The sequence below is a fragment of the Amycolatopsis kentuckyensis genome, assembly GCF_002155975.1.
Classification (GTDB): Bacteria; Actinomycetota; Actinomycetes; order Mycobacteriales; family Pseudonocardiaceae; genus Amycolatopsis; species Amycolatopsis kentuckyensis.
Map to the genome: position 1 here is coordinate 1 of NZ_MUMI01000455.1, position 21,456 is coordinate 21,456.

The 21,456-nt window shown below is 71.9% G+C and carries 20 protein-coding genes; 12 read left to right on the forward strand and 8 right to left on the reverse strand.

The window, feature by feature from the left end:
- Positions 1-324: 324 nt before the first annotated feature.
- The 3 genes from CCN39_RS36465 to CCN39_RS36475 form a co-directional block, all read right to left on the reverse strand.
- Positions 325-1,431, reverse strand: a complete 1,107-nt coding sequence (locus tag CCN39_RS36465) for a serine hydrolase domain-containing protein (RefSeq protein ID WP_086849866.1) — start codon at positions 1,429-1,431, stop codon at positions 325-327.
- A gap of 102 nt (positions 1,432-1,533) precedes the next feature.
- A complete protein-coding gene (locus tag CCN39_RS36470; RefSeq protein ID WP_086849896.1) occupies positions 1,534-2,193 on the reverse strand; it encodes a response regulator transcription factor in 660 nt (219 codons plus the stop codon).
- Positions 2,190-3,389, reverse strand: a complete 1,200-nt coding sequence (locus tag CCN39_RS36475) for a sensor histidine kinase (RefSeq protein ID WP_086849868.1) — start codon at positions 3,387-3,389, stop codon at positions 2,190-2,192. Before CCN39_RS36475 ends, CCN39_RS36470 begins: the two co-directional genes overlap by 4 nt.
- Before the next feature lie 122 nt (positions 3,390-3,511).
- Between CCN39_RS36475 and rpe the strand changes: the two genes are divergently transcribed.
- From rpe to CCN39_RS36500, 5 genes are all read left to right on the forward strand, one after another.
- Positions 3,512-4,183, forward strand: a complete 672-nt coding sequence (gene rpe / locus CCN39_RS36480; protein ID WP_086849870.1) for a ribulose-phosphate 3-epimerase — start codon at positions 3,512-3,514, stop codon at positions 4,181-4,183.
- A gap of 80 nt (positions 4,184-4,263) precedes the next feature.
- Positions 4,264-4,893: a riboflavin synthase gene (locus CCN39_RS36485; RefSeq protein WP_086849872.1), complete on the forward strand. Its 630-nt coding sequence runs from the start codon at positions 4,264-4,266 to the stop codon at positions 4,891-4,893.
- On the forward strand, positions 4,890-6,218 hold the full coding sequence (locus CCN39_RS36490) for a bifunctional 3,4-dihydroxy-2-butanone-4-phosphate synthase/GTP cyclohydrolase II (RefSeq protein ID WP_086849874.1): 1,329 nt from the start codon (positions 4,890-4,892) through the stop codon (positions 6,216-6,218). The genes CCN39_RS36485 and CCN39_RS36490 overlap by 4 nt, the downstream gene beginning before the upstream one ends.
- On the forward strand, positions 6,215-6,721 hold the full coding sequence (gene ribH / locus CCN39_RS36495; RefSeq protein ID WP_003101326.1) for a 6,7-dimethyl-8-ribityllumazine synthase: 507 nt from the start codon (positions 6,215-6,217) through the stop codon (positions 6,719-6,721). Before CCN39_RS36490 ends, ribH begins: the two co-directional genes overlap by 4 nt.
- Complete coding sequence (locus tag CCN39_RS36500; protein WP_086849876.1) at positions 6,718-7,158, forward strand: PH domain-containing protein; 441 nt, start codon at positions 6,718-6,720, stop codon at positions 7,156-7,158. Before ribH ends, CCN39_RS36500 begins: the two co-directional genes overlap by 4 nt.
- A 13-nt stretch (positions 7,159-7,171) precedes the next feature.
- On the opposite strand, the gene CCN39_RS36505 is transcribed toward CCN39_RS36500, so the two are convergent.
- Positions 7,172-7,948 carry an exodeoxyribonuclease III gene (locus tag CCN39_RS36505; RefSeq protein WP_086849898.1) on the reverse strand — a complete coding sequence of 259 codons (777 nt, stop codon included), beginning with the start codon at positions 7,946-7,948 and terminating at the stop codon, positions 7,172-7,174.
- Between the two features lie 73 nt (positions 7,949-8,021).
- Positions 8,022-8,744: a S1 family peptidase gene (locus CCN39_RS36510; RefSeq protein WP_086849878.1), complete on the reverse strand. Its 723-nt coding sequence runs from the start codon at positions 8,742-8,744 to the stop codon at positions 8,022-8,024.
- Between the two features lie 165 nt (positions 8,745-8,909).
- Here CCN39_RS36510 and uvrC point away from each other — a divergent pair, with 165 nt between their 5' ends.
- The 5 genes from uvrC to CCN39_RS36535 all read left to right on the forward strand — a co-directional run bounded on the left by uvrC (position 8,910) and on the right by CCN39_RS36535 (position 15,068).
- The gene (uvrC, locus tag CCN39_RS36515) at positions 8,910-10,865 is read left to right on the forward strand and encodes an excinuclease ABC subunit UvrC (protein WP_086849880.1); all 1,956 of its coding nucleotides are present in this window, start codon (positions 8,910-8,912) and stop codon (positions 10,863-10,865) included.
- A gap of 42 nt (positions 10,866-10,907) precedes the next feature.
- On the forward strand, positions 10,908-11,765 hold the full coding sequence (gene rapZ, locus CCN39_RS36520; RefSeq protein ID WP_003101350.1) for an RNase adapter RapZ: 858 nt from the start codon (positions 10,908-10,910) through the stop codon (positions 11,763-11,765).
- 1 nt (position 11,766) lies between these two features.
- Positions 11,767-12,753, forward strand: a complete 987-nt coding sequence (locus CCN39_RS36525; RefSeq protein WP_086849882.1) for a gluconeogenesis factor YvcK family protein — start codon at positions 11,767-11,769, stop codon at positions 12,751-12,753.
- Positions 12,753-13,745: a DNA-binding protein WhiA gene (whiA, locus tag CCN39_RS36530; protein WP_086849884.1), complete on the forward strand. Its 993-nt coding sequence runs from the start codon at positions 12,753-12,755 to the stop codon at positions 13,743-13,745. Before CCN39_RS36525 ends, whiA begins: the two co-directional genes overlap by 1 nt.
- A 363-nt stretch (positions 13,746-14,108) precedes the next feature.
- On the forward strand, positions 14,109-15,068 hold the full coding sequence (locus CCN39_RS36535; RefSeq protein ID WP_086849886.1) for a glucosyl-3-phosphoglycerate synthase: 960 nt from the start codon (positions 14,109-14,111) through the stop codon (positions 15,066-15,068).
- A gap of 156 nt (positions 15,069-15,224) precedes the next feature.
- On the opposite strand, the gene CCN39_RS36540 is transcribed toward CCN39_RS36535, so the two are convergent.
- Positions 15,225-16,097 (reverse strand): sterol desaturase family protein, encoded by an 873-nt coding sequence (locus CCN39_RS36540; protein ID WP_086849888.1) that lies wholly within the window; start codon positions 16,095-16,097, stop codon positions 15,225-15,227.
- A gap of 70 nt (positions 16,098-16,167) precedes the next feature.
- On the opposite strand from CCN39_RS36540, the gene CCN39_RS36545 reads away from it, so the two are divergent.
- Positions 16,168-16,776 (forward strand): TetR/AcrR family transcriptional regulator, encoded by a 609-nt coding sequence (locus CCN39_RS36545; protein ID WP_244211158.1) that lies wholly within the window; start codon positions 16,168-16,170, stop codon positions 16,774-16,776.
- On the opposite strand, the gene CCN39_RS36550 is transcribed toward CCN39_RS36545, so the two are convergent.
- Positions 16,777-17,895, reverse strand: coding sequence for a hypothetical protein (locus tag CCN39_RS36550; RefSeq protein WP_244211159.1), 1,119 nt, complete (start codon positions 17,893-17,895; stop codon positions 16,777-16,779).
- 165 nt (positions 17,896-18,060) lie between these two features.
- Between CCN39_RS36550 and CCN39_RS36555 the strand changes: the two genes are divergently transcribed.
- Positions 18,061-18,429, forward strand: a complete 369-nt coding sequence (locus tag CCN39_RS36555) for a hypothetical protein (RefSeq protein ID WP_086849893.1) — start codon at positions 18,061-18,063, stop codon at positions 18,427-18,429.
- Positions 18,430-18,477: 48 nt separating this feature from the next.
- Here the strand turns inward: CCN39_RS36555 and CCN39_RS36560 are convergent, their stop codons facing one another.
- A complete protein-coding gene (locus tag CCN39_RS36560; RefSeq protein WP_086849894.1) occupies positions 18,478-21,042 on the reverse strand; it encodes a PQQ-dependent sugar dehydrogenase in 2,565 nt (854 codons plus the stop codon).
- Positions 21,043-21,456: the final 414 nt, after the last annotated feature.

Below are 21,456 nucleotides of genomic sequence, written 5' to 3' on the forward strand. Positions count from 1 at the left end.
GGCGGCGAGCAGAAACCCCGCCTTGGGGCGGCGAGCAGAAACCCCGCCGTGGGGCGGCGTGCGGGATCCCCTCCATGGGGTGGCGAGCGAAAGCCTCGCCGTGGGGGCGTGCGGGAACCCCGCTGTGGGGGTGGCGGGCAGAAGCCCTGCCGCGGGTGGCGAGCACAAACCTCGCCGCGGGGTGGTGTGCGGAAGCCCCGCCGCGGGGTGGTGAGCAGAACCCCGCCGCGGGGGCGCCCCCCCGTTTCCCACGCTACCGGTGGCCACCGACAGTTCCGGGCCGCTCCGACCCCCGCCCAGCCACCTGTCCACAAGGCCGCCCCGCTATGGGCACACCGCCGCGTCCATGGCGGCGTACAAATGCTGGTTCGTCCCCGCCGGTGAGGGGTTCTGGTTCAGCACCACCGCCGCACGGCGATCGTGGGGGCCTACTCCCGTCAGGTTCGTGAAGCCGATGATTCCGCCCTGGTGGCCCCAGAACACTCCGCACGACACCGGGATGCTGCCCAGCCCGAGCCCGTAGCCGGCGCCCGGTACGCCCAGGTCGGCCGGGATCGTTCGCTGCATCTCCGCCAGCTCGGCCGGGCGCAGGAGGCGGCCGCCCAGGAGGGCTCCGTAGAAGCGGTTCAGGTCCGCCGGGGTGGAGATCAGGCCTCCCGCGGCCCAGCCGATCGTGGCGTCGAAGTCGCTGAAATCGACCAGCTTGCCGGCCATCGGGAGGTAGCCGACCGCGTGCGGTGCCGGCAGGCGCTCGTCGCCTCGGCGGGGCAAGTACGTGTCCTTCAGGCCCAGTGGCCTGGTGATCCGGTGGGCGATCGAGTCGGTCAGCGCCTTGCCGGTGACCTTCTCGGCGATCATCCCCGCCACGATGTAGTTCGTGTTGGAGTACGACCACTTCGTGCCCGGTGGGAACAGCGCCGGGTGCTTCAACGCCATCGCCACGAGCTCGGCCGGCTCCGCCCCTCGGTGCCGCAGGGCTTCCGGGTCCGCCCGGTCGAAGTCGTCCGTGTAGTTGTAGAGGCCGCTCGTGTGCTGGAGCAGCTGCCGGACCGTGATCCGCCCGTCGGGCAGGAGCCCCGGCAGGTACCGCGCGACCGGGGCGTCCAGCCGCACCCGGCCCTCCGCGACCAGCTGCAGGACCACCGTGGCGACGAACGTCTTCGTGACGCTGCCCGCGCGGTAGGAACCGTTGCGCGGGAACGGTTTCCCGGTCGCGATGTCGCCCGCGCCGCTGCGGACGACCCGGGTCCGGTGGCCGTCCTGGATCACTGCTTCGGCGCCCGGGTTGCCGTCCTGCGCCGTCAGGACGTCGAGGCGTTGCTGCACCGGGTCCGCCGTGGCGGCCAGCGCCGGTGCGGCCGTGGTGGCGGCGAGCAGGGCGACCAGCGTGCCGATGGCGACGACCCGTCTGCCCCGCAATGACTTCCGCATGAGAAAACCCCCTGGTGTCTCGGTCGTCCCAGGTTACGGAGCCGGGACGCCGGAGGGGATGGGGTAAACCTCAGGATCTTCCTGCGGTTTACCCCACCATCCTCACGGACCGGCGAGGTGGCCCGGCCGCACCACCCCGGCTTCGTACGCGATCACCACGGCCTGGCTGCGGTTCCCGGCGCCGAGCTTGGCGAAGATGTTGCCCACGTGGGTCTTCACCGTTTCCAGGCTGATCACCAGCGCCGCGGCTATGTCCTGATTGGACAGGCCGGTGGCGATGAGCCGCAGCACCTCGGCTTCGCGGCGGGTCAGCGTCTTCGCCGCCCGCGCGTGCGCACCGCCCGGGAGCCGGCCGCTCACCAGCCGCCGGATCGCCTCCGGGAACAGCAGGGACTCGCCGGCGGCGACCGTCCGGACGGCGTGCGCGATCTCCTCCTTGCGCGCCCGCTTCAGCAGGAACCCGCTGGCCCCGGCCAGCAGCGCCTCGTGCACGTAGTCGTCGTTGTCGAACGTCGTGACGACCAGGATCTTCGGGGGTTCCGCCAGCGCCGCGAGCACCTGCCGGGTGGCCTCGATGCCGTCCGTGCCGGGCATCCGGACGTCCATCAGGACGACGTCCGGCCCGGTCCGCCGCACCGCCGCCAGGACCTCGCCGCCGTCGGCCGCCTCGCCGACCACCGGCAGGCCCTGCTGCTCCAGCAGCGCCCGCAGCCCGGTGCGGACCAGCGGCTCGTCGTCGGCGAGCAGCACTGTCGGCGTCACGCGCCCGCCCGCAGCGGGATGGACGCGCGCAGCCGCCACTGCTGCCCGTCCGGACCGGCGTCGAGCTCGCCGCGCAGGGCTTCGACGCGCTCGGCGAGCCCGGCCAGCCCGCGCCGCCCGGTCCGCGGCTCGTCGCCGGGCAGCGCGTTGACCACCGCGATGCCGAGGCGCTCCGGCCCGGCCTCGACTCGGACGTCGACCGCGCCGGGGCCGGCGTGGCGCAACGCGTTGGTCAGGCCCTCCTGGACGATCCGGTAGCCCTCGCGCGACACCGTCGCGGGCAGCGCGGCGACCGGCCCGGTGACGGCCAGGCGGACGTCGAGCCCGGCTTCGCGGGCGCGCACGGCGAGGACGTCGACTTCGGCCAGTGTGCGCGTCGGCGCCTTCGCTGCCGGCTCGTCGCGAAGCAGGCCCAGAACGTGGTCGAGGTCCTCGAGGGCGCTTCGGGACGCTTCTTCGATCGTGCCGAGTGCGCGCCGCACCTGGGCGGGGTCCGCCTCGACCAGGTCGGCCGCGGCGGCCGCCTGGATCGTCGACGTCGTCAGCGTGTGCCCGATCGAGTCGTGCAGCTCGCGGGCCAGCCGGTTGCGCTGCGCCAGTACCGCGGCACGGCGTTCGGCCAGCGCGGTGCGTTCCGTTTCGGACGGGCCCAGCAGCGCTTCCGCGCCGGTCCGGAAGCCGCGGGTGGCGCCCGCGGACAGCGCCAGTGCCGCGAACAGCAGCAGGATCCCGAAGGGCACCGTCCACCCGCCGATCGGGACCTCGTCCCAGAACAGGCTGATCCGGTCCTGGCCGCCGCTCAGCCAGACAGCGGGCACGAGCAGGCCGAGGCTCAGGAAGGCGAGCACGGTGAGCAGGACGCCGCTCAGCGCCGTGTGCAGGGCGAGCCACAGCCCCGAACGCAGCCGCGAACCGGCGTCGGGGTGCCCGTCCGGGGCCGGGATGGCCGTGCCGAGCAGGGTGTTCGCCAGGCCGATGCCGACCCGCCGGACCGGTCCCAGCAGGCCCAGCAGCCCCATCAGCACCGCCATGGCGAGCAAGGCGAGCAGGGCACGCACGCGGGAGTCGGCTTCGACGGACACCGCCGCGGCGAAGGCGAAGGGGGAGATCGGCAGCGTGAGGACGGCACACGCGACGGCGTACGGCAGGCTGCGGTAGCTGCCGATCCGCGCCAGGGACGCCAGGAATCCGGACATGCGGTCGAGGTTAGGGCGACCCGGGGCCCCGTGACCTCCCTCTCCGGAGCCAGATCCTGGTCACAACCGGTTAGCGAGCGTTAGCGCCGTCCTCCTACACTCGGGACGTGGCAGACCGACCTTTGATCGCACCCAGCATCCTCGCGGCGGACTTCGCCCGGCTCGGCGAGGAGATCGCCGCCGTCGCCGCCGGCGGGGAGACCCGCGCCGACTGGGTCCACGTCGACGTCATGGACGCGCACTTCGTGCCCAACCTGACCCTCGGCCTGCCCGTGGCCAAGGCCCTGATCGACAGCACCGACCTGCCGATCGACTGCCACCTCATGATCGACGACCCGGACCGCTGGGCGATCGGGTACGCCGAGGCCGGCGCCTACAACGTCACCGTGCACGCCGAGGCCGCCAAGGACCCGGTCGCGCTGGCGAAGAACCTGCGTGCCGCGGGCGCGAAGGCCGGCCTGTCGCTCAAGCCGGGCACCGCGCTCGAACCGTGGCTCGACGCGCTCAAGCACTACGACACGCTGCTGGTCATGTCGGTCGAGCCGGGCTTCGGCGGGCAGTCGTTCATCGCCGACGTCCTGGACAAGGTCCGCACCGCGCGGCGGCTGGTCGACACCGGGCACCTGAAGCTGATCGTCGAGATCGACGGCGGCATCAACACCGACACCATCGAGCAGGCCGCCGAGGCGGGCGTCGACTGCTTCGTCGCCGGATCCGCCGTCTACGGCGCCGCCGACCCGGGCAAGGCGGTCGCCGCGCTGCGCGAACAGGCGGCCCGCGGCCGGGCCGGCTGACGCTCGCGGCGGCACCGGAGAAGCCACCGGGCCGCGGCGGGTGTTGGATGGAAGGACCGGCTCACAAGGAGGCAGCGCACGTGTTCACCGGCATAGTCGAGGAGATCGGCGAAGTCACCGCGGTCGAGCAGCTGACGAACGCCGCCCGGCTGCGGGTCCGCGGCCCGCTGGTCACCAGCGACGCCGGGCACGGCGACTCGATCGCGGTCAGCGGCGTCTGCCTGACCGTCGTCGAGGTGACGGGCGGCGAGTTCACCGTGGACGTCGTCCACGAGACGCTGCAGCGGTCGAGCCTGGCCAAGGTCGCGGTCGGCGACCGGGTCAACCTCGAACGCGCCACCCCGGCCGGCGGCCGGCTCGGCGGGCACATCATGCAGGGCCACGTCGACGGGACCGGCGTGTTCCTCGGCCGCGACGAGAACGGCGTCACGACGTTCGCGCTGCCCGCCCACCTGGCGCGGTACGTGGTCGAGAAGGGCTCGATCGCGGTCGACGGGATCTCCCTGACGGTGGCCGCGGTGACGGCCGACCAGTTCAAGGTGGCGCTGATCCCGACCACCCTCGAGGTGACCACGCTCGGCCGCCGGGAAGCCGGCGACCTGGTCAACCTCGAGGTCGACGTGGTGGCGAAGTACGTGGAGAAGCTGGCCGAGGCCCACATCCGCGACCAGGTGCACAATCGGGACGGCGGCACGGAGGAGCGGTCATGAGTGAGACGAGTGCGGCAGAGCCCGAAGCGGGCTGGACCCCGTGCGGCAGCGGAGCGGTGTTCGACGCCGACGCCATCGAGCGGGCGATCGCGGACATCGCGGCCGGCCGCCCGGTCGTCGTGGTCGACGACGAGGACCGCGAGAACGAGGGCGACCTCATCTTCGCCGCCGAGAAGGCGACGCCGGAGCTGCTGGCCTTCATGGTCCGCTACACCTCGGGGTACGTCTGCGTGGCGCTGACCGAGTCCGAAGCGGACCGGCTGGACCTCCCGCCGATGTACCACACGAACCAGGACGCGCGCGGGACCGCGTACAGCGTCACGGTCGACGCCGCCGAGGGCATCAGCACCGGCATCTCCGCCGCCGACCGCGCGCACACGATCCGGCTGCTGGCCGACCCGTCGTCCACGGCGAAGGACTTCCGCCGTCCCGGGCACGTCGTCCCGCTGCGCGCGAAGGAAGGCGGCGTGCTGCGCCGCCCCGGGCACACCGAGGCGTCGGTCGACCTGGCCCGGATGGCCGGGCTCGCCCCCGCCGGCGTGCTCTGCGAGATCGTGTCGCAGAAGGACGAAGGCGACATGGCGCGCCGCGACGAGCTCGAGGTGTTCGCCGCCGACCACAGCCTGGCGATCATCACCATCGCCGACCTGATCGCCTACCGCCGCCGCACCGAGAAGCAGGTCGAGCGGGTCGCCGAGGCCCGCATCCCGCTGGCCGCCGGCACGTTCCGCGCGGTGGGGTACGACTCGCTGCTGGACGGCATCGAGCACGTCGCGTTCGTCTACGGCGAGATCGGCGACGGCCAGGACATCCTGGTGCGCGTCCACTCCGAGTGCCTGACCGGCGACGTCTTCGGCTCGCTGCGCTGCGACTGCGGCCCGCAGCTGGAGGCGGCCCTGGAAGCGGTGGCCACCGAAGGCCGCGGCGTCGTGCTCTACATCCGCGGCCACGAGGGCCGCGGCATCGGCCTGCTGCACAAGCTGCAGGCCTACCAGCTGCAGGACGACGGCGCGGACACCGTCGACGCGAACCTCGCGCTCGGCGTCCCGGCCGACGCCCGCGACTACGGCACCGGCGCGCAGATCCTGTGCGACCTCGGCGTCCGCACCATGCGGCTGCTGTCGAACAACCCGGCCAAGCGGATCGGCCTGGAGGGCTACGGCCTGCGCGTCACCGGGCGCGTGCCGCTGCCGATCTCGCCGAACCCGGAGAACCTGCGCTACCTGCGGACCAAGCGCGACCGGATGGGCCACGACCTGGCCCAGCTGGAGCACTACGACCAGGTCGGCGCGGGCCCCGAGCACCCCGACGGAGGAGCACTGTGAGCGGCGAAGGCCGTCCCGACGTCAAGCTGGACCTCTCCGACTGCAAGTCGCTGAAGCTCGGCATCGTCGCCACCCGCTGGAACGCGGACATCACCGACGTCCTGCTGGAGCGGGCCCTGGTCGCGGCGCGCGAAGCCGAGCTGGAGGACGAGCCGACGGTGGTCCACGTCGCGGGCGCGGTCGAGCTCCCCGTGGTGGCGCAGGCGCTGGCCCGCAACCACGACGCGGTGGTCGCGCTCGGCGTGGTCATCCGCGGCGGCACCCCGCACTTCGAGTACGTGTGCGACGCGGTGACGGCGGGCCTGACCCGGGTGGCGCTCGACGAGAGCACCCCGGTCGGCAACGGCGTCCTGACGTGCGACACGCACGAGCAGGCGGTCGACCGCTCGGGCCGTCCGGGGTCGAAGGAGGACAAGGGCTACGAGGCGACGGTGGCGGCCCTGGACTCCGCGCACGTCCTGCGGAGCCTGCGCCAGCCGTGGACCGAGCGGGGTTTCGTGTGAGCGTGCAGACTCTCCTGGTGATCCGCCCGCGGCGCGCGATGATCATGTGCAGCGTGCTGGCGGTGGCGCTGCTGGCGGTGTTCGTCGTCGTGGCGGTCCTGCTGCGCAACGGCGACACGGGGGTGCGGTTCCAGCGCTCCGACCAGGCGGCGATGGTGGGCATCGGAATCCTGCTGGCGTGCGGGGTGATGCTGTTCGCGATCGCGCGGGTGCGGGCCGACGCCGAGGGCATCGAGGTCCGGAACGTGCTGGTCACGCGCCGGTTCGCGTGGACCGACGTGCTCTCGGTGAGCTTCCCGGACGGCGCGTCGTGGGCGCGGCTGGAGCTGCCGGACGACGAGTACCACGCGGTGATGGCGGTCCAGTCCGTCGATCGGGACCGCGCGGTGGAGGCGGTGCGCGCGCTGCGGAAGCTGCACCGCGCGGCCAACTCTTGAGCACCGAGAGGGCTCAGAGGTCGAGGTCGACCACGATCGGTGCGTGGTCCGACGGCCCCTTGCCCTTGCGCGCGTTGCGGTCCACATAGGAATCCGTGACGGCGGAGGTGAAAGCCTCGTTCCCGTACACCAGGTCGATCCGCATGCCCTTGTTGTTCGGGAAGTTCCCCGCCCGGTAGTCCCAGTACGTGAACGGGTGGTCGTACTTCAGCGGCCGCGGGAAGACGTCCGACAGGCCCAGATCCCGCAGCCGGGCCAGGGCGTCGCGCTCCGGCTTCGTCACGTGCGTCGACTCCGCGAACAGCGCGATGTCCCAGACGTCCGCGTCCGTCGGGGCCACGTTGAAGTCCCCGAGCACCGCGAACGGACCGGCCGACACCTCCGCGGCGACCAGCGACCGCAACGCCTCCAGCCACTCCAGCTTGTACGCGTAGTGCGGGTTGTCCGGCTCACGCCCGTTGGGCACGTACACCGACCACACCCGCACGCCCCCACACGTGGCCCCGATCGCGCGGGCCTCCGAAGCCCCGTCGAACTGCGGCTCGCCCGGCAGCCCGCGCACGACGTCGGACAAGCCCACCCGCGACACGATGCCGACGCCGTTCCAGCGCCCCAGCCCGTACGCCGCGACCTCGTAGCCGAGCGCTTCGATCTCGGCCGCCGGGAACGCCTCTGTCGTGTTCTTCAGCTCCTGCAGGCACAGCACGTCCGGCGCCGTCTCCTCCAGGAAACCCAGCACACGCGGGAGGCGGGGGACGATGGAGTTCACGTTCCAGGTGGCGATCCGCATGCCCGCGAGCATCCCACACGCCACCGACAGAAACGGGGCGGCGCCGAAGCGCCGCCCCGCCACCAGGAGGACCTCAGACGCCCGAGGTCGTCCGGATCCAGGACCGGCTCGCCGCCACGCTCGCGTAGTTGTTCGTGCCGCGCGTGTTCGACCCGCTCTGGTTCTGCACCGTCGACGCGACGCCGACCTGCACGCCGTTCGCCACCTCGGGGCCGCCCGAGTCGCCCTTCCACGCCGAGCCGTTGAGGCCCACGCTCTGGATCGCGCGGCCGCCGTAGGCGTCCGTGGACCGGCCGGTCACCTGGACGTTCGCCGTCTTCAGCGACGTCGCCGGCGGACCGGTCGGGGTGGTGCGGCCCCAGCCGTAGATCTGGTTGGTGCTGCCGGTCGCCGGGTCCGAGCTGCCCAGCGGGATCGGCGAAGCGCTGGTCGCCGAGGCCAGGTGCAGCAGCGCGATGTCGCCGTTCGGGGACTCGTACTCGCCGTCGACGGCGATCTTCGTGCCCGAGAGCAGCGTGTTGCTGCCGACCCGGACGTACATCCCCGAGCCGTCCTGGTCGAGGCAGTGCACCGCGGTCAGGACCCACCGCCCGGCGATGACCGTGCCCGAGCAGTTGAAGCCCTGGTAGTCGCGCCCCGGCGTGTTCACGTACACCTGGGCACCCCAGGAGACCGTCGGGGCGGTGGTGCCGCCGACGATGTTCGGCTGGACGCCCGCGGAGGCGACCGCGCCGCCGGCGAGGGTCAGCGCGACGGCGGCCGCGGAGGCGGCACCGAGGAGACGGAGAGAGGTCACGGCGGTGATCCTTTCGGTGGGGGACCGGAGCGGCCGGTCGGAAAGTAACCACCGGGTCACAGGTGTGGACACCGACGAAGGTCGGAACCGGACGAACACCCTACTTCCGACGGGGCAGCCGGGGGCCCGCCGAAAACTGTCGGTGCCGCCCCATAGTCTGGAGGAGTGGCTGACCCGACCACCTACCGTCCCTCGCCGGGGAGCATCCCGGATGCCCCTGGCGTGTACAAGTTCCGTGACGCGACCAAGCGGGTCATCTACGTCGGCAAGGCCAAAAGCCTCCGCAGCAGGCTGAACTCCTACTTCGCCGACCTCGCCGGCCTGCACCCGCGCACGCGCCAGATGGTCACGACGGCCGCGAGCGTCGAATGGACCGTCGTCACCACCGAGGTCGAGGCGCTCCAGCTCGAGTACAACTGGATCAAGGAGTTCGACCCCCGGTTCAACGTCCGCTACCGCGACGACAAGAGCTACCCGATGCTCGCGGTGACGCTGAACGAGGAGTTCCCCCGCCTGCACGTCTACCGCGGCGCCCGCAAGAAGGGGGTCCGGTACTTCGGGCCGTACGCCCACGCGTGGGCCATCCGCGAGACGCTCGACCTGCTGCTGCGCGTCTTCCCGGCCCGCACCTGCTCGGCCGGGGTGTTCCGGCGCCACGGCCAGATCGGCCGGCCCTGCCTGCTCGGCTACATCGACAAGTGCTCGGCGCCGTGCGTGGGCCGCGTCTCCGCCGACGAGCACCGCGACATCGTCGAGGACTTCTGCGACTTCCTCGCGGGCAAGACCGACGTCATGATCAAGCGCCTCGAGGCCGAGATGGCCGCCGCGTCCGAGGAGCTGGAGTTCGAGCGCGCCGCCCGGCTGCGCGACGACCTCGGCGCGCTGCGCCGCGCCATGGAGAAGCAGGCCGTGGTGCTCGGTGACGGCACGGACGCCGACGTCGTCGCCTTCGCCCACGACGACCTGGAGGCCGCCGTCCAGGTCTTCCACGTGCGCGGCGGCCGGGTCCGCGGCCAGCGCGGCTGGGTGATCGACAAGGCCGAGGAGATGGACGTCCCGGCGCTGGTCGACCACTTCCTCACCCAGTTCTACGGCGACGAAGCCGAGCTCGACGCCCGCGACGACGTCGACTCCGGTCCGGTCGTCCCGCGCGAGGTCCTGGTGCCGGAGCTGCCCGCGGACGCCGACGCGGTCGCGGAGTGGCTCACCGGGCTGCGCGGCTCGCGGGTCCAGCTGCGGGTGCCGCAGCGCGGCGACAAGAAGGCGCTGGCCGAGACGGTGCAGCGCAACGCGGGGGAGGCGTTCACCCAGCACAAGCTGCGCCGCGCCGGCGACCTCACGGCCCGCTCGGCGGCGCTCACCGAGCTGCAGGAGTTCCTCGCCCTCGACACCGCGCCGCTGCGCATCGAGTGCATCGACATCAGCCACATCCAGGGCAGCGACGTCGTCGCGTCGCTGGTCGTGTTCGAGGACGGGCTGGCGCGCAAGTCCGAGTACCGGCGCTTCGCGCTGCGGGAGGCGGCCACCGAGGGTGACGTCGCGTCGATCGCCGAAGTCGTGCGAAGGCGGTTCTACCGCTACCTCAAGGAAACCGCGGAGGAGTCGAGCACGCCCGGCCTCGACCCGGAGACCGGGCGGCCGAAGAAGTTCGCCTACCCGCCGAACCTCCTGGTCGTCGACGGTGCGGGCCCGCAGGCCACCGCGGCCGCGGACGTGCTCGCCGAGCTCGGCATCACCGACATCGCCGTGATCGGGCTGGCCAAGCGGCTGGAAGAGGTCTGGCTGCCCGCCGACCCCGATCCGGTGATCCTGCCCCGGACGTCGGAGGGGCTGTACCTGCTGCAGCGGCTGCGTGACGAGGCCCACCGCTTCGCCATCGCCTACCACCGCGAGAAGCGCTCGAAGCGCCTGGTGACGTCCGAATTGGACAGTGTGCCCGGGCTGGGGCAGGCTCGCCGCACCGCGCTGATCAAGCACTTCGGCTCGGTGAAGAAGCTCAAGCAGGCCAGGGTCGAAGAGATCGAGGCGGTGCCCGGCTTCGGCAGGCGCACCGCGGAGGCCGTGGTCGCCGCGCTGGCCGGGGAGTCCGGCGCGAGCAACGGCACAGGAGCAGGGGAGTAGGGAAACACAGTGAGTGCGCAAGAGGAGATCCGCGGCTCCGGCATGGAGGTCGCGGTCGTGTCCGGGTTGTCCGGGGCGGGCCGCAGCACGGCGGCCAAGTGCCTGGAGGACCTGGGCTGGTTCGTCGTCGACAACCTGCCCCCGGAGCTGATCGCCACCATGGTCGAGCTGGGTGCGCAGGCGCGCGGCGCGATCACGAAGGTGGCCGTCGTCATGGACGTGCGCTCGCGCGCGTTCACCGACGACCTCGCCTCGGTCATCAAGGACCTGGACGCCCGGGGCTACAAGCCGCGGGTGCTGTTCCTGGAGGCGACCGACGCCGTGCTGGTGCGGCGCTTCGAGGCCGTCCGCCGGGGCCACCCGATGCAGGGCGACGGCCGGCTCGCCGACGGCATCACCGCGGAGCGGACGCTGCTGGAGCCGCTGCGCGAAGAGGCCGACCTGGTGCTCGACACGTCGTCGCTGTCGGTGCACGACCTGCGGGCCAAGATCGAGGACGCGTTCGGGTCCGAGGCGAGCACCCAGACCCGGGTCACCGTGCTGTCCTTCGGCTACAAGTACGGCCTGCCGATGGACGCCGACCTGGTGATGGACGTCCGGTTCCTGCCGAACCCGTTCTGGATCCCGGAGCTGCGCGAGCACACCGGGCTCGACGGCGAGGTCCGCAACTACGTCCTCTCGCAGGAGGGGGCCGAGGAGTTCCTCGACCGCTACCACCAGCTGCTGCGGCTGATCGGCGCCGGCTACAAGCGCGAGGGCAAGCGGTACCTGACGCTGGCCGTCGGCTGCACCGGCGGCAAGCACCGCAGCGTGGCGCTGTCCGTGGAGCTCGCCCAGCGCCTGTCCAAAGAGGACGGTATGGCCGTGAAGGTGGTGCACCGCGACCTTGGTCGTGAATAACGTGCGCGCGGTCGCCCTCGGGGGCGGCCACGGACTGCACGCCACGTTGTCCGCGGTGCGGCGGGTGACCCCCGACGTCACTGCGGTCGTGACCGTGGCCGACGACGGCGGATCGTCCGGGCGGCTGCGGCGCGAACTCGGGCTGCTGCCGCCGGGCGACCTGCGGCAGGCGTTCGCCGCCTTCGCCGCGGAAGACGGCGGCACGCTGTGGGCCGAGGTCTTCCAGCACCGCTTCGGCGGCGACGGCGCACTGGCCGGGCACGCGGTGGGGAACCTGCTGCTGGCCGGGCTGTTCGAGGTGCTCGGCGACCCGGTCGCCGCGCTCGACGAGGCCTGCCGCCTGATGGGCGTCTCGGGCCGGGTGCTGCCGATGTCACCGGAGCCGCTGGAGATCGTGGGGCAGGTCAGCGGCCTCGACAGCGAGGACCCGGCGGCGGTGCGCACGATCCGCGGCCAGGTCGCGGTGGCGTCGACGCCGGGGCAGGTGCAGCGCGTCAGCCTGCACACGCCGGGCCGGTCGGGGCGCCCGCCGCAGGCGTGCGCGGAGGCCGTCGACGCCGTGCTGGCCGCCGACGTCGTGTTCCTCGGGCCCGGCTCGTGGTTCACGAGCGTGCTGCCGCACCTGCTCGTGCCCGGACTGCACGACGCGCTCGTGCAGACGGCCGCGACGAAGGTGCTCGTGCTCAACCTTGTCCCCCAGCCGGGGGAAACCGCGGGATTCTCCCCGGAGCGGCATCTCGACGTACTCTTCGAGCACGCGCCCGATCTGCGGGTCGACGCGGTGATCGCGGACCGCGATTCCGTGCCCGACCCGGCGAATCTCCGCCGTGCGGCCGAACGGCTGGGCGGCCGGGCGCACCTGGGGGCGGTGGCCGACCCCGAAGTGGCGGGACGGCATGATCCTGATGCGCTCGCGTTGTGCATGCGGGAGGCTCTCGGTCTCGGCGGGGAGCACGGGGGAGGAGCGAAAGGCAGGGAGGGGCAGTAATGGCGATGACCGCCGCGGTGAAGGACGAGCTGAGCCGGTTGGAGATCACGAAGATCGGGCCGCGCCGGGCGGAGGTCGCGTCGCTGCTTCGCTTCGCCGGCGGGCTGCACATCGTGGCCGGCCGGGTGGTCGTGGAGGCGGAGCTGGACACGGGCTCGGTCGCGCGACGGCTGCGCAAGGAGATCCACGAGCTGTACGGCCACCACTCGGACGTCCACGTCATCACCGCCAGCGGCGGGCTGCGCAAGGGCACCCGGTACGTCGTGCGCGTGGTGAAGGACGGCGAGGGCCTGGCCCGCCAGACCGGGCTGATCGACCAGCGCGGCCGCCCGGTGCGCGGGCTGCCGGCGGCGGTGGTGTCCGGGGGAGTGGCCGACGCGGAAGCGGCGTGGCGGGGCGCGTTCCTCGCGCACGGCTCCCTGACCGAGCCGGGCCGCTCGTCCTCGCTCGAGGTGACCTGCCCGGGCCCGGAAGCGGCCTTGGCCCTGGTCGGTGCGGCGCGCCGGATGGGCATCCAGGCGAAGTCCCGCGAGGTCCGGGGAGCGGACCGCGTGGTGGTCCGCGACGGCGACGCGATCGGCGCGCTGCTGACCCGCCTGGGCGCGCACACGAGCGTCCTGCAGTGGGAAGAGCGCCGGATGCGCCGTGAGGTCCGCGCCACGGCGAACCGCCTGGCCAACTTCGACGACGCGAACCTGCGCCGTTCGGCCCGCGCGGCGGTGGCGGCGGCGGCCCGCGTCGAGCGCGCCCTGGAGATCCTCGGCGAGACGGCCCCGGACCACCTCCTGGCGGCAGGCAGGCTCCGGCTGTCCAACCGGCAGGCGTCCCTCGAGGAGCTGGGTCAGCTGTCGGACCCGCAGATGACGAAGGACGCGGTGGCCGGGCGGATCCGCCGCCTGCTGGCGATGGCGGACAAGCGGGCCAAGGATCTGAACATCCCGGACACCGAGTCGGCGGTCACCCCGGAGATGCTGGAGGAAGAAGAGGCCTGAGGACTCGGCGGCCGTGGTTCGGCCGCGTGCCGCGCGTTCCAGGCCGCGCGCATCGACTCCTGCTGCCGGTCGAACCTGGCTTCGCGGCGCACTTGCCAGGGCGAGCGTTCCCGGCAGCGGGTGAGGCGAGTCGTCGTCGCTGTCGGCGACCTCGAGCCCGGCCGCGCTGAGGATCTTCCGCATCGCCTCGCCGAAGGCGTCCGCCAGTCCCCCTCGGTTCGTGCTGAGCCTGGGCGGGATCACCGGCGGCCGTCAGCCGGTTTAACGCGGCGCGCCATCTCGTAACACCGCGGTAGCGCCGGGGAGGCGTGCCCGAAACGCGGGGCGCCGAACCTCGGAGGCGAACGAGGGAAGGGGAAACGCATGCTGCAGGTTTCGCCGGAAATCGGCACCTGGATCACCCGGCGCAGCAGCAAGGCCGGGGACTGGACCGCCCGGGAGCTCGTCGCGGCCAAACGCGGCACCACCGTCTCCGTCGTCATCCCGGCCCGGAACGAGGAGGCCACCGTCGGCGCGATCGTCGGCGCCATCCGCGACGAGCTCCACGGCAGCCTCGTCGACGAGATCCTCGTCGTCGACAGCCACTCCACCGACGCCACCGCCGAAGTCGCCGCCGCCGCGGGGGCGGACGTCGTCGCACAGGACGCCGTCTTCCCCGCGCTCGAAGGCCTGGCCGGCAAGGGCGAAGCGCTGTGGAAGGGCGTCGCGGCCACGAGCGGCGATCTCGTCGTCTTCGTCGACGGCGACCTGTACGACTTCACCACCGACTACGTCACCGGGCTGCTCGGCCCGCTGCTCACCGACCCGTCGGTCGCCTACGTCAAGGGCTTCTACCACCGCCCGCTCGGCAGCGAGGCCGACGGCGGCGGCCGGGTCACCGAACTCGTCGCCCGGCCGCTGCTCAACATGTTCTGGCCGGAGCTCGCCGGGTTCGTCCAGCCGCTGGCGGGGGAGTACGCGGGCCGCCGCGAGGTGCTGGAGAGCATCCCGTTCGTCGCGAACTACGGCGTCGAGGTCGGGCACCTCATCGACCTGCTCGAACTGCGCGGTCTCGACGCGCTCGCGCAGGTCGACCTCGGCCACCGCGCGCACCGCCACCAGAGCACGCAGGCGCTGGGCCGGATGTCCGGGCAGATCATGCAGACGCTCTTCGACCGGCTGGAACGCCACGGCCGGCTGGTCACCTCGGCCCCGCCGGCCACGCTGCTCGCCCAGTTCCGGCGCGGGACGTCACCCGGGGTCGAGCGGGAGATCGTGCTGACCGACCTCACCTCACCGCAGCGCCCGCCCCTGAACAGTCTCGCTCTGCGGGACATCGCGTAGCTCACGAGCCAGAGATTGGGGGACGCCGAAGCCCGGGGTGTGCACGCCTGCGCCCAGGCTTCGGCGTCCGCCGGCCGACACGGACCAGGCGGCACCTGTGCGCGGCTGGAAGACGCCGGGCACCGGTTGGCGTCGTTCACCGAGCACGTCGGTGTCCTACGAGTGGGCCGCTGACTGAAGATCGGCGGGTTGCCAGCCGGGCGGCCCGAACACGTAGCCCGCGCGCTCGCGCCATGTCCGGGCCGTGCGGAGGTCGCGCAGGATCGAGCCGTACTCGTGGAAGCCGACCTTGAGCAGGTTGTACGTCCCGATGTTCTTCGTCAGCCCGTACGTCGGCCGCTTGCCTTCGGGGACGAAGCTGCCGAACAGGCGGTCCCAGATGATCAGGATGCCGCCGTAGTTGGCGTCCAGGTACTCGGCGTCGCTGCCGTGGTGGACGCGGTGGTGGGACGGGGTGTTGAAGACGTACTCGAACCAGCGCGGCAGCTTGCCGACCTTCTCGGTGTGCACGAAGAACTGGTAGACGAGGTCGATCGACAGGCCGGTCAGGATCATCCACGGCGGGATCCCGCACAGCGCCAGCACCGACCAGAACGGCAGCTGGAAGTACGGCGTCCACTTCTGGCGCAGCGCCGTCGAGAAGTTGTAGTGCTCGCTGGAGTGGTGCACCTGGTGGCCGGCCCACAGCAGCCGCACGCGATGGCTGGCGCGGTGGTAGGCGTAGAACACGAGTTCCTGGCCGAGCAGCATGAGCACCCACGTCCACCAGTCGCGCGGGTCGAGCCGGACCGGCGCCAGTTCGAACAGCGCCGCGAACACGACCAGCATCACGAGCCGGAACAGCGCGTTGACGCCGACGGCGACCGTGCCCATCAGCATGCTCGTGCGCGTGTCGGCGACGCTGTAGCCGACGACGTTGTCGTCGTGGCCGAGCACGTGCACCGCGACGATTTCGATCGTGACGAACAGCAGGAACACCGGAACCGCGAACAGCACGGGGTCGCGCAGGTGCGCCAGGAACTCGGCCACGTCGCCTCCTTGGATCTGACCATGCGGTAACTTACCCTGGGGTCACTTTACGCACGGTAGGCTCTCGCGTGTGACGGAGTCAAGGGCGGTCGGGACCAAGGGGATGCCCCGCGAAGAGCGCGAGGCCCAGCTCGTCGTGGCCGGCACCGAGGAGTTCGGCCGGGCGGGGTACGCGGGCGCGTCGATGGTCGAGATCGCGCGCCGGGTCGGGGTCACCAAGCCGTTGCTGTACCAGTACTTCGGCTCGAAGGACGGGCTCTACCTGGCCTGCCTCCACCGCGCGGGCGGCCGCCTCACCGACGGCGTGGCGACGACCATGGCCGCGGGCGGCGAGCCCGACCAGATGCCGCTGAAGGTGCTCTCGGCGATCTTCACGACGTTCGACCACGACCGGTACGCGTGGCGCCTCCTGCGCGACGCGACGGTCCCCTCGACCGGCGACATCGCCGCGGCGGCCGCGGACTACCGCCACCGGCTCGACGCGTTCGCGGTGCTCGGCGCCACCCAGCTGCTGACCTCGCGCGGCTTGGCTGATCAGGCGGACATCGAGGCGGTGGCGCAGGTGTGGACGGGCGTGGTCGACTCGCTGATCAGCTGGTGGATCGACCGGCCGGACGAAGACGCGGACGCGATGACGGCCCGCTGCGCCCGGATCATGGGCGGGTTGTTCGGCTGGTGATCACCGGTCTCCGGTGAGGTCGGCCAGCGCCGCACGCACCTCCGCCAGGAACCGCGCCCGCTCCTCCCCGTAGGTGTACCCGGCTGCCGACAGCGCCGAACCCAACGCCTCCCACGCGTCCTCGTGCACCGCCGCGAAAATCGCCGGGAACGCCATGGCCTGCTGCAACGCGTTGTCATGCCGTCCGTCCGGCGTGCGCACCAGCGTCTGCGGGACCTCCGGGTCCGACAGCAGCCGGTCCCACGCCGCGGCCCAGTCGTCGAACGGCGGGGGCAGCGGACTCCCCACGTCGAGCGCGCGCAGGCCGTCGGCGATCCAGCCCACGTCGTCGAGCCCGGCCAGCTCGAACGCGAGGCGGGCCACCCGGCGGGCGAGCGCGCGGCAGACCTCCGGCCCCGCCGCGACCGCCGCGCCCGCCAGCTCCCGGTCGAGCTTGGCGAACTCCCGCAGCGATCCCGGGGGCAGGCCGAGGACCAGCGAATCCGGAAGCACGCCACCCCACTCGCGGCGCAGCCGCTCGTGCTCCGCTTCGGCCCGCGCCTCTTCCTCGGCTCGCTGCCGCGCCTCCCGGCGAGCGGCGAGCTCCTCGTCCGTGGGCGGCGGAGGCAGGTCACGCGCGAAACCGTGCCAGTAGGCCGCGATCGCGCTCGTTTCGCGGACCACGACGTCCGGAGCCGCCGGCGCGGGCCAGAACTGCAGCAGGTAGCTGTCCAGCGGCGGTTCGTCCCGGAGGCGGGTGTCGCGATCGCGGCCCGCGTCCATCGCCGTGCCGCTGTAGCGGACGCGGTAGTCGCCCGGTGTCAGCTCGAGGTCCCACCAATCCGAGCCGCCCCAGGTGACCAGGACAGTCCGGCCTTCGGCGCGGAAGGAAGCCTCGACGACGTCGTCCGCGCCGCCGTCCGCCGGCTCGGCGTCGTGCACCTCCGCGGTGAACCCGACCTCGCCGGTGTGCAGCCCGGTGATGAGGAAGAGGGTCCCGCGCACCGCGGCGCCGCACAGGCCGTTGCGCTGCCCGGCGAAACACGCGTGCAGGTCACCCTCGAACGGCTCCCCTTTGTCGTCGTGGACGTAACTCTGTCCATAGTGGACGTGAACGTCGCCGTGGACCACGGTTCGCATGGTGGTCAGCATGGCAGAGAGCACCGACAGTTTCGATTTGCCGCTTTTGCCCGCTTCCGTGGACACGGAGAGTGCTCTTCGCGAATTCGTTGCTCGAATGGCGTAGCGAAACCGGGCCGGTTCGCGATTAATCTGGGAAGCCGTCGCGTCGAGAGGTCGTCCCCCATGCCCGAACCAGCCGCATCCGTCCCGGCCGATCCCCGGCTCGCCGCGCGGTTCACCGAGGACCTGCTCGACGGCTGCCGGGTCCTGGCCAGGGATTACGGCTACCGCCCCGCCCAGTTCGAGCGCATGGTGCGCGAGCACGGCGGCGTCGAAGCGGCCCGGCTGCTGCTGCGCGGGGCCGGTACCGCGGGCGGGTTCACCATGCTCTGGGAGAAGAACCAGCTCGGCCGCAGCTCCGAGGCGGTCATGCTGCGCGAGGAGTACGCCGAGCTGTTCACCCCCGACGAGCTCCTGCTGGCCCGCCGCCGGCTGGAGGAACACGGCTTCGACGTCGACGCCCACCTGCGCCGGGTGGCGGGGACGCAGTAAGGGCGGCAGGGGTGACCGGCGCCGCTCCGGTCACCCCTGCCGCGGCTTTCAGGCGGCTGCGCTGGACTTGCCGCGCAGCACGACGTTCGCCGTCGATGCGCCCTTGATCGCCGTTTCGATCTGGGCCATCGTCGAGGACGACGTCAGGCCGGGGACCGTGGCGGTGTTCAGGGCGTAGAGCGTGAACGTGTACGGGTGGCTCGAGCCGCCCGGGCAGGGGCCGAAGAACTTCTGCGCGTTCGCCCCGCTGCCCATCGCCTTCTGTTTCGCGCCACCTTGGTTCGGCACGGTGTACCCCGCGCCGAGGCCTTCCGGCAGCGACCGGGTGGCCGCCGGGACGTCCCAGATCGCCCAGTGCAGCTTGTTGCCGCTGTTGGCGACATCGGCGAACACGACGGCGTAGCCCTTCGCGCCGTCGGCGGCACCCCACGCCAGCGGCGGTGACGGGTCCTGGCCCGCCGTGCCGTCCCCGGCGCAGGTGTACTTGTCCGGGATGGTCGCGTTGTCGGCGAAGGCGGAGCTGGTCAGCTTGAAGCCGCCGGGCGTGCTGCCGCCCGGGAACTTCAGCCGCACGATCAGGTTGTCCAGCACCGACGGCGTGCCGCCGTTCTTGTCGTTGTTCGTCGAGGTCAGCCAGAGCCCGCCGTCCGGGGTCTTCGTGACCGAGCGCAGCCGGCCCCAGCGACCCGAGAACAGCGTCGACACCGTGCCGACACCCGTGCCCGCCGCGTTGATCTGCGTGGCGAACAGCTGCTGCCCGGTGACGCCGGCGATGTAGATCCAGTCGTTGACGATCTCCAGCCCGCTCGGCCCGGCCTGCGACGTCGACCAGGTCTTCTTCGGGGCGATGTAGCCGCTGCAGCTGCCCTGCGTGCCTTCGCAGCTGGGCCAGCCGAAGTTGCCGCCCTTCTGGATCAGGTTGAGCTCGTCCTGGCTGCTTTCGCCGAACTCCGCCGCCCACAGCTGGCCGCGGGAGTCCCAGGCCAGGCCCTGCGGGTTGCGGTGCCCGTAGCTCCAGACGTACCGGGCGTTGCCGCCGGTGGCGTAGAACGGGTTGTCGCTCGGCGCCGAGCCGTCCGGGTTGAGCCGCAGGATCTTCCCGTTGAGCGAGCTCTTGTTCTGCGCGTTGTCGCTGTTCTTGGCGTCGCCGACGGTGGCGTACAGCTTGCCGTCCGGGCCGAACTTGATCCGGCCGCCGTTGTGGTAGCGGTTCTTCGCGATCCCGGTCAGCACCGGCGTCGACGTCGACGACAGCGTGCTGCCGTCGTAGGTCATCTTCACGATCCGGTTGTCGCCGGAAGCCGTGTGGTAGAGGTAGATCGCGTGGTCGGTGGCCCAGTTCGGCGAGATCGCCAGGCCGAGCAGGCCGCCTTCGCCGTTCGTGCCGACCGCGCCCGGGACCTTGCCCAGCGTGGTCTTCTGGCCGGACGGCGTGACGAGCAGGATCTCGAACCGGTCCCGCTCGGTCACCAGCGCGTTGCCGTTCGGCAGGAAGTCCACCGACCAGCCGAGGTCGACCTTCGCGATGTCCTTGTCGTACTCGGGGATGCCTCCGGCGCCGCCCGGGGCGCTGGTCTTCGCCGTCACGGCGTTGCTGGCGGCCGAGGTGTTGCCGTCGGGGTCGCGGGCCTTGACGGTGAAGGTGTAGGACGTGTTCGGGGTGAGGTTCGTGACCGTCGTGCTCAGCGACGTCGTGGTCGCGACCTTCGTGGCGCCCTGGTAGACGTCGTAGCCGGCGACGGTGCCGCCGTTGTCCGTGGAAGCGTTCCAGGCCAGGGAGACGCTGTTCGCGGTGACGCCGGTGGAGCGCAGGTTGCCCGGCACGCTGGGCGGAGTGGTGTCGTCGCTCGGCGGCGTGGTGAAGGTGACCACGTTGCTCTGCTGCGACGGGTTGCCCGCGGCGTCGTACGCGCCGACCGAGATGTCGTAGGCCGTGTTCGGCGTCAGGTTGTCCACGGTCGCCGAAGTCGTGTTCCCGTCGACGGTCTTGAGGATGTTGCCGCCGCGGTTGATCTCGTAGCGGACGACGCCGACGTTGTCCGTCGCGGCGGTCCAGCTGAAGGTCGCGGCCGTCGGCAGGATGTTGCTCGCCTTGAGGTTCGACGGCGGCGACGGCGGTTCGGAGTCCACCGGCGCGGTGAAGGTGTCGGTGAGCTTGTCGGCGTTCGGGCCGCCGTTCGCGGTGGTCGCGGTGGTGCGGACCTTGTTGACGCCGGCGGTGAGCTGGACCGTCGCGGTGACCGTCTTCCAGGTCGTCCACGCGCCGGTGGCGGGGAAGTCGACGGTGCCCTTGTCGCCGCCGTCGACGGTCAGCTTGACCGGCCGGTTGTCGGCGGTTCCGTTGGCGTAGCGGAAGGTCAGGGTGTGCGTGCCCGCCTGGGCCGCGTTCACGGAGTATTCGACGTAGCTGCCGACGACGTTGTCGAAGTTCACGAAGCCGGTGCCGGAGTAGCCGGCGTGGTTCGACTCGACCGCGCCCTGGACGACGGTGGCGTTCTCGGACTCGTAGTCGGTATCGGCCGCGAAAGCGTTTACCGGGCTGAGCGCGGTGAGGCCGAGCGCCGCGACGGCGGTACCGGCCAGTACCGCGCGCCACGGTGGACGGGGTGCCACTGGGAGCCTCCTGCGTTGTCGGGGGACAGGGGGTGACCGGGGCGGAATGGTCGGCGGACCACCGGCGGCAATAGTTAGGAAAGTTTCCTATCTATGGACAGATCACACACCCTGCGAGCGGGCCCTGTCAATAGTCGACACGGTGGGTCACCCAGTGTGCCAACGGTTTCCCGCTCAGCGGGGCGTCCGCCGGTTTGCCCGCCACTCGGAAGTCCCGCTCGAGCCCGCCACCCGGAAGCCCCGCTCAAGCCCGCCACCCGGAAGCCTGCTCGAGCCCACCACCCGGAGGCCCTGCTCGAGCCCACCACCCGGAAGTCCCGCTCAAGCCCGCCACCTCGAAGCCTGCTCAAGCCCACCGCCCTGAAGCCCCGCTCGAGCCCACCACCCCGAAGCCCGATTGTCACTACGGACGGT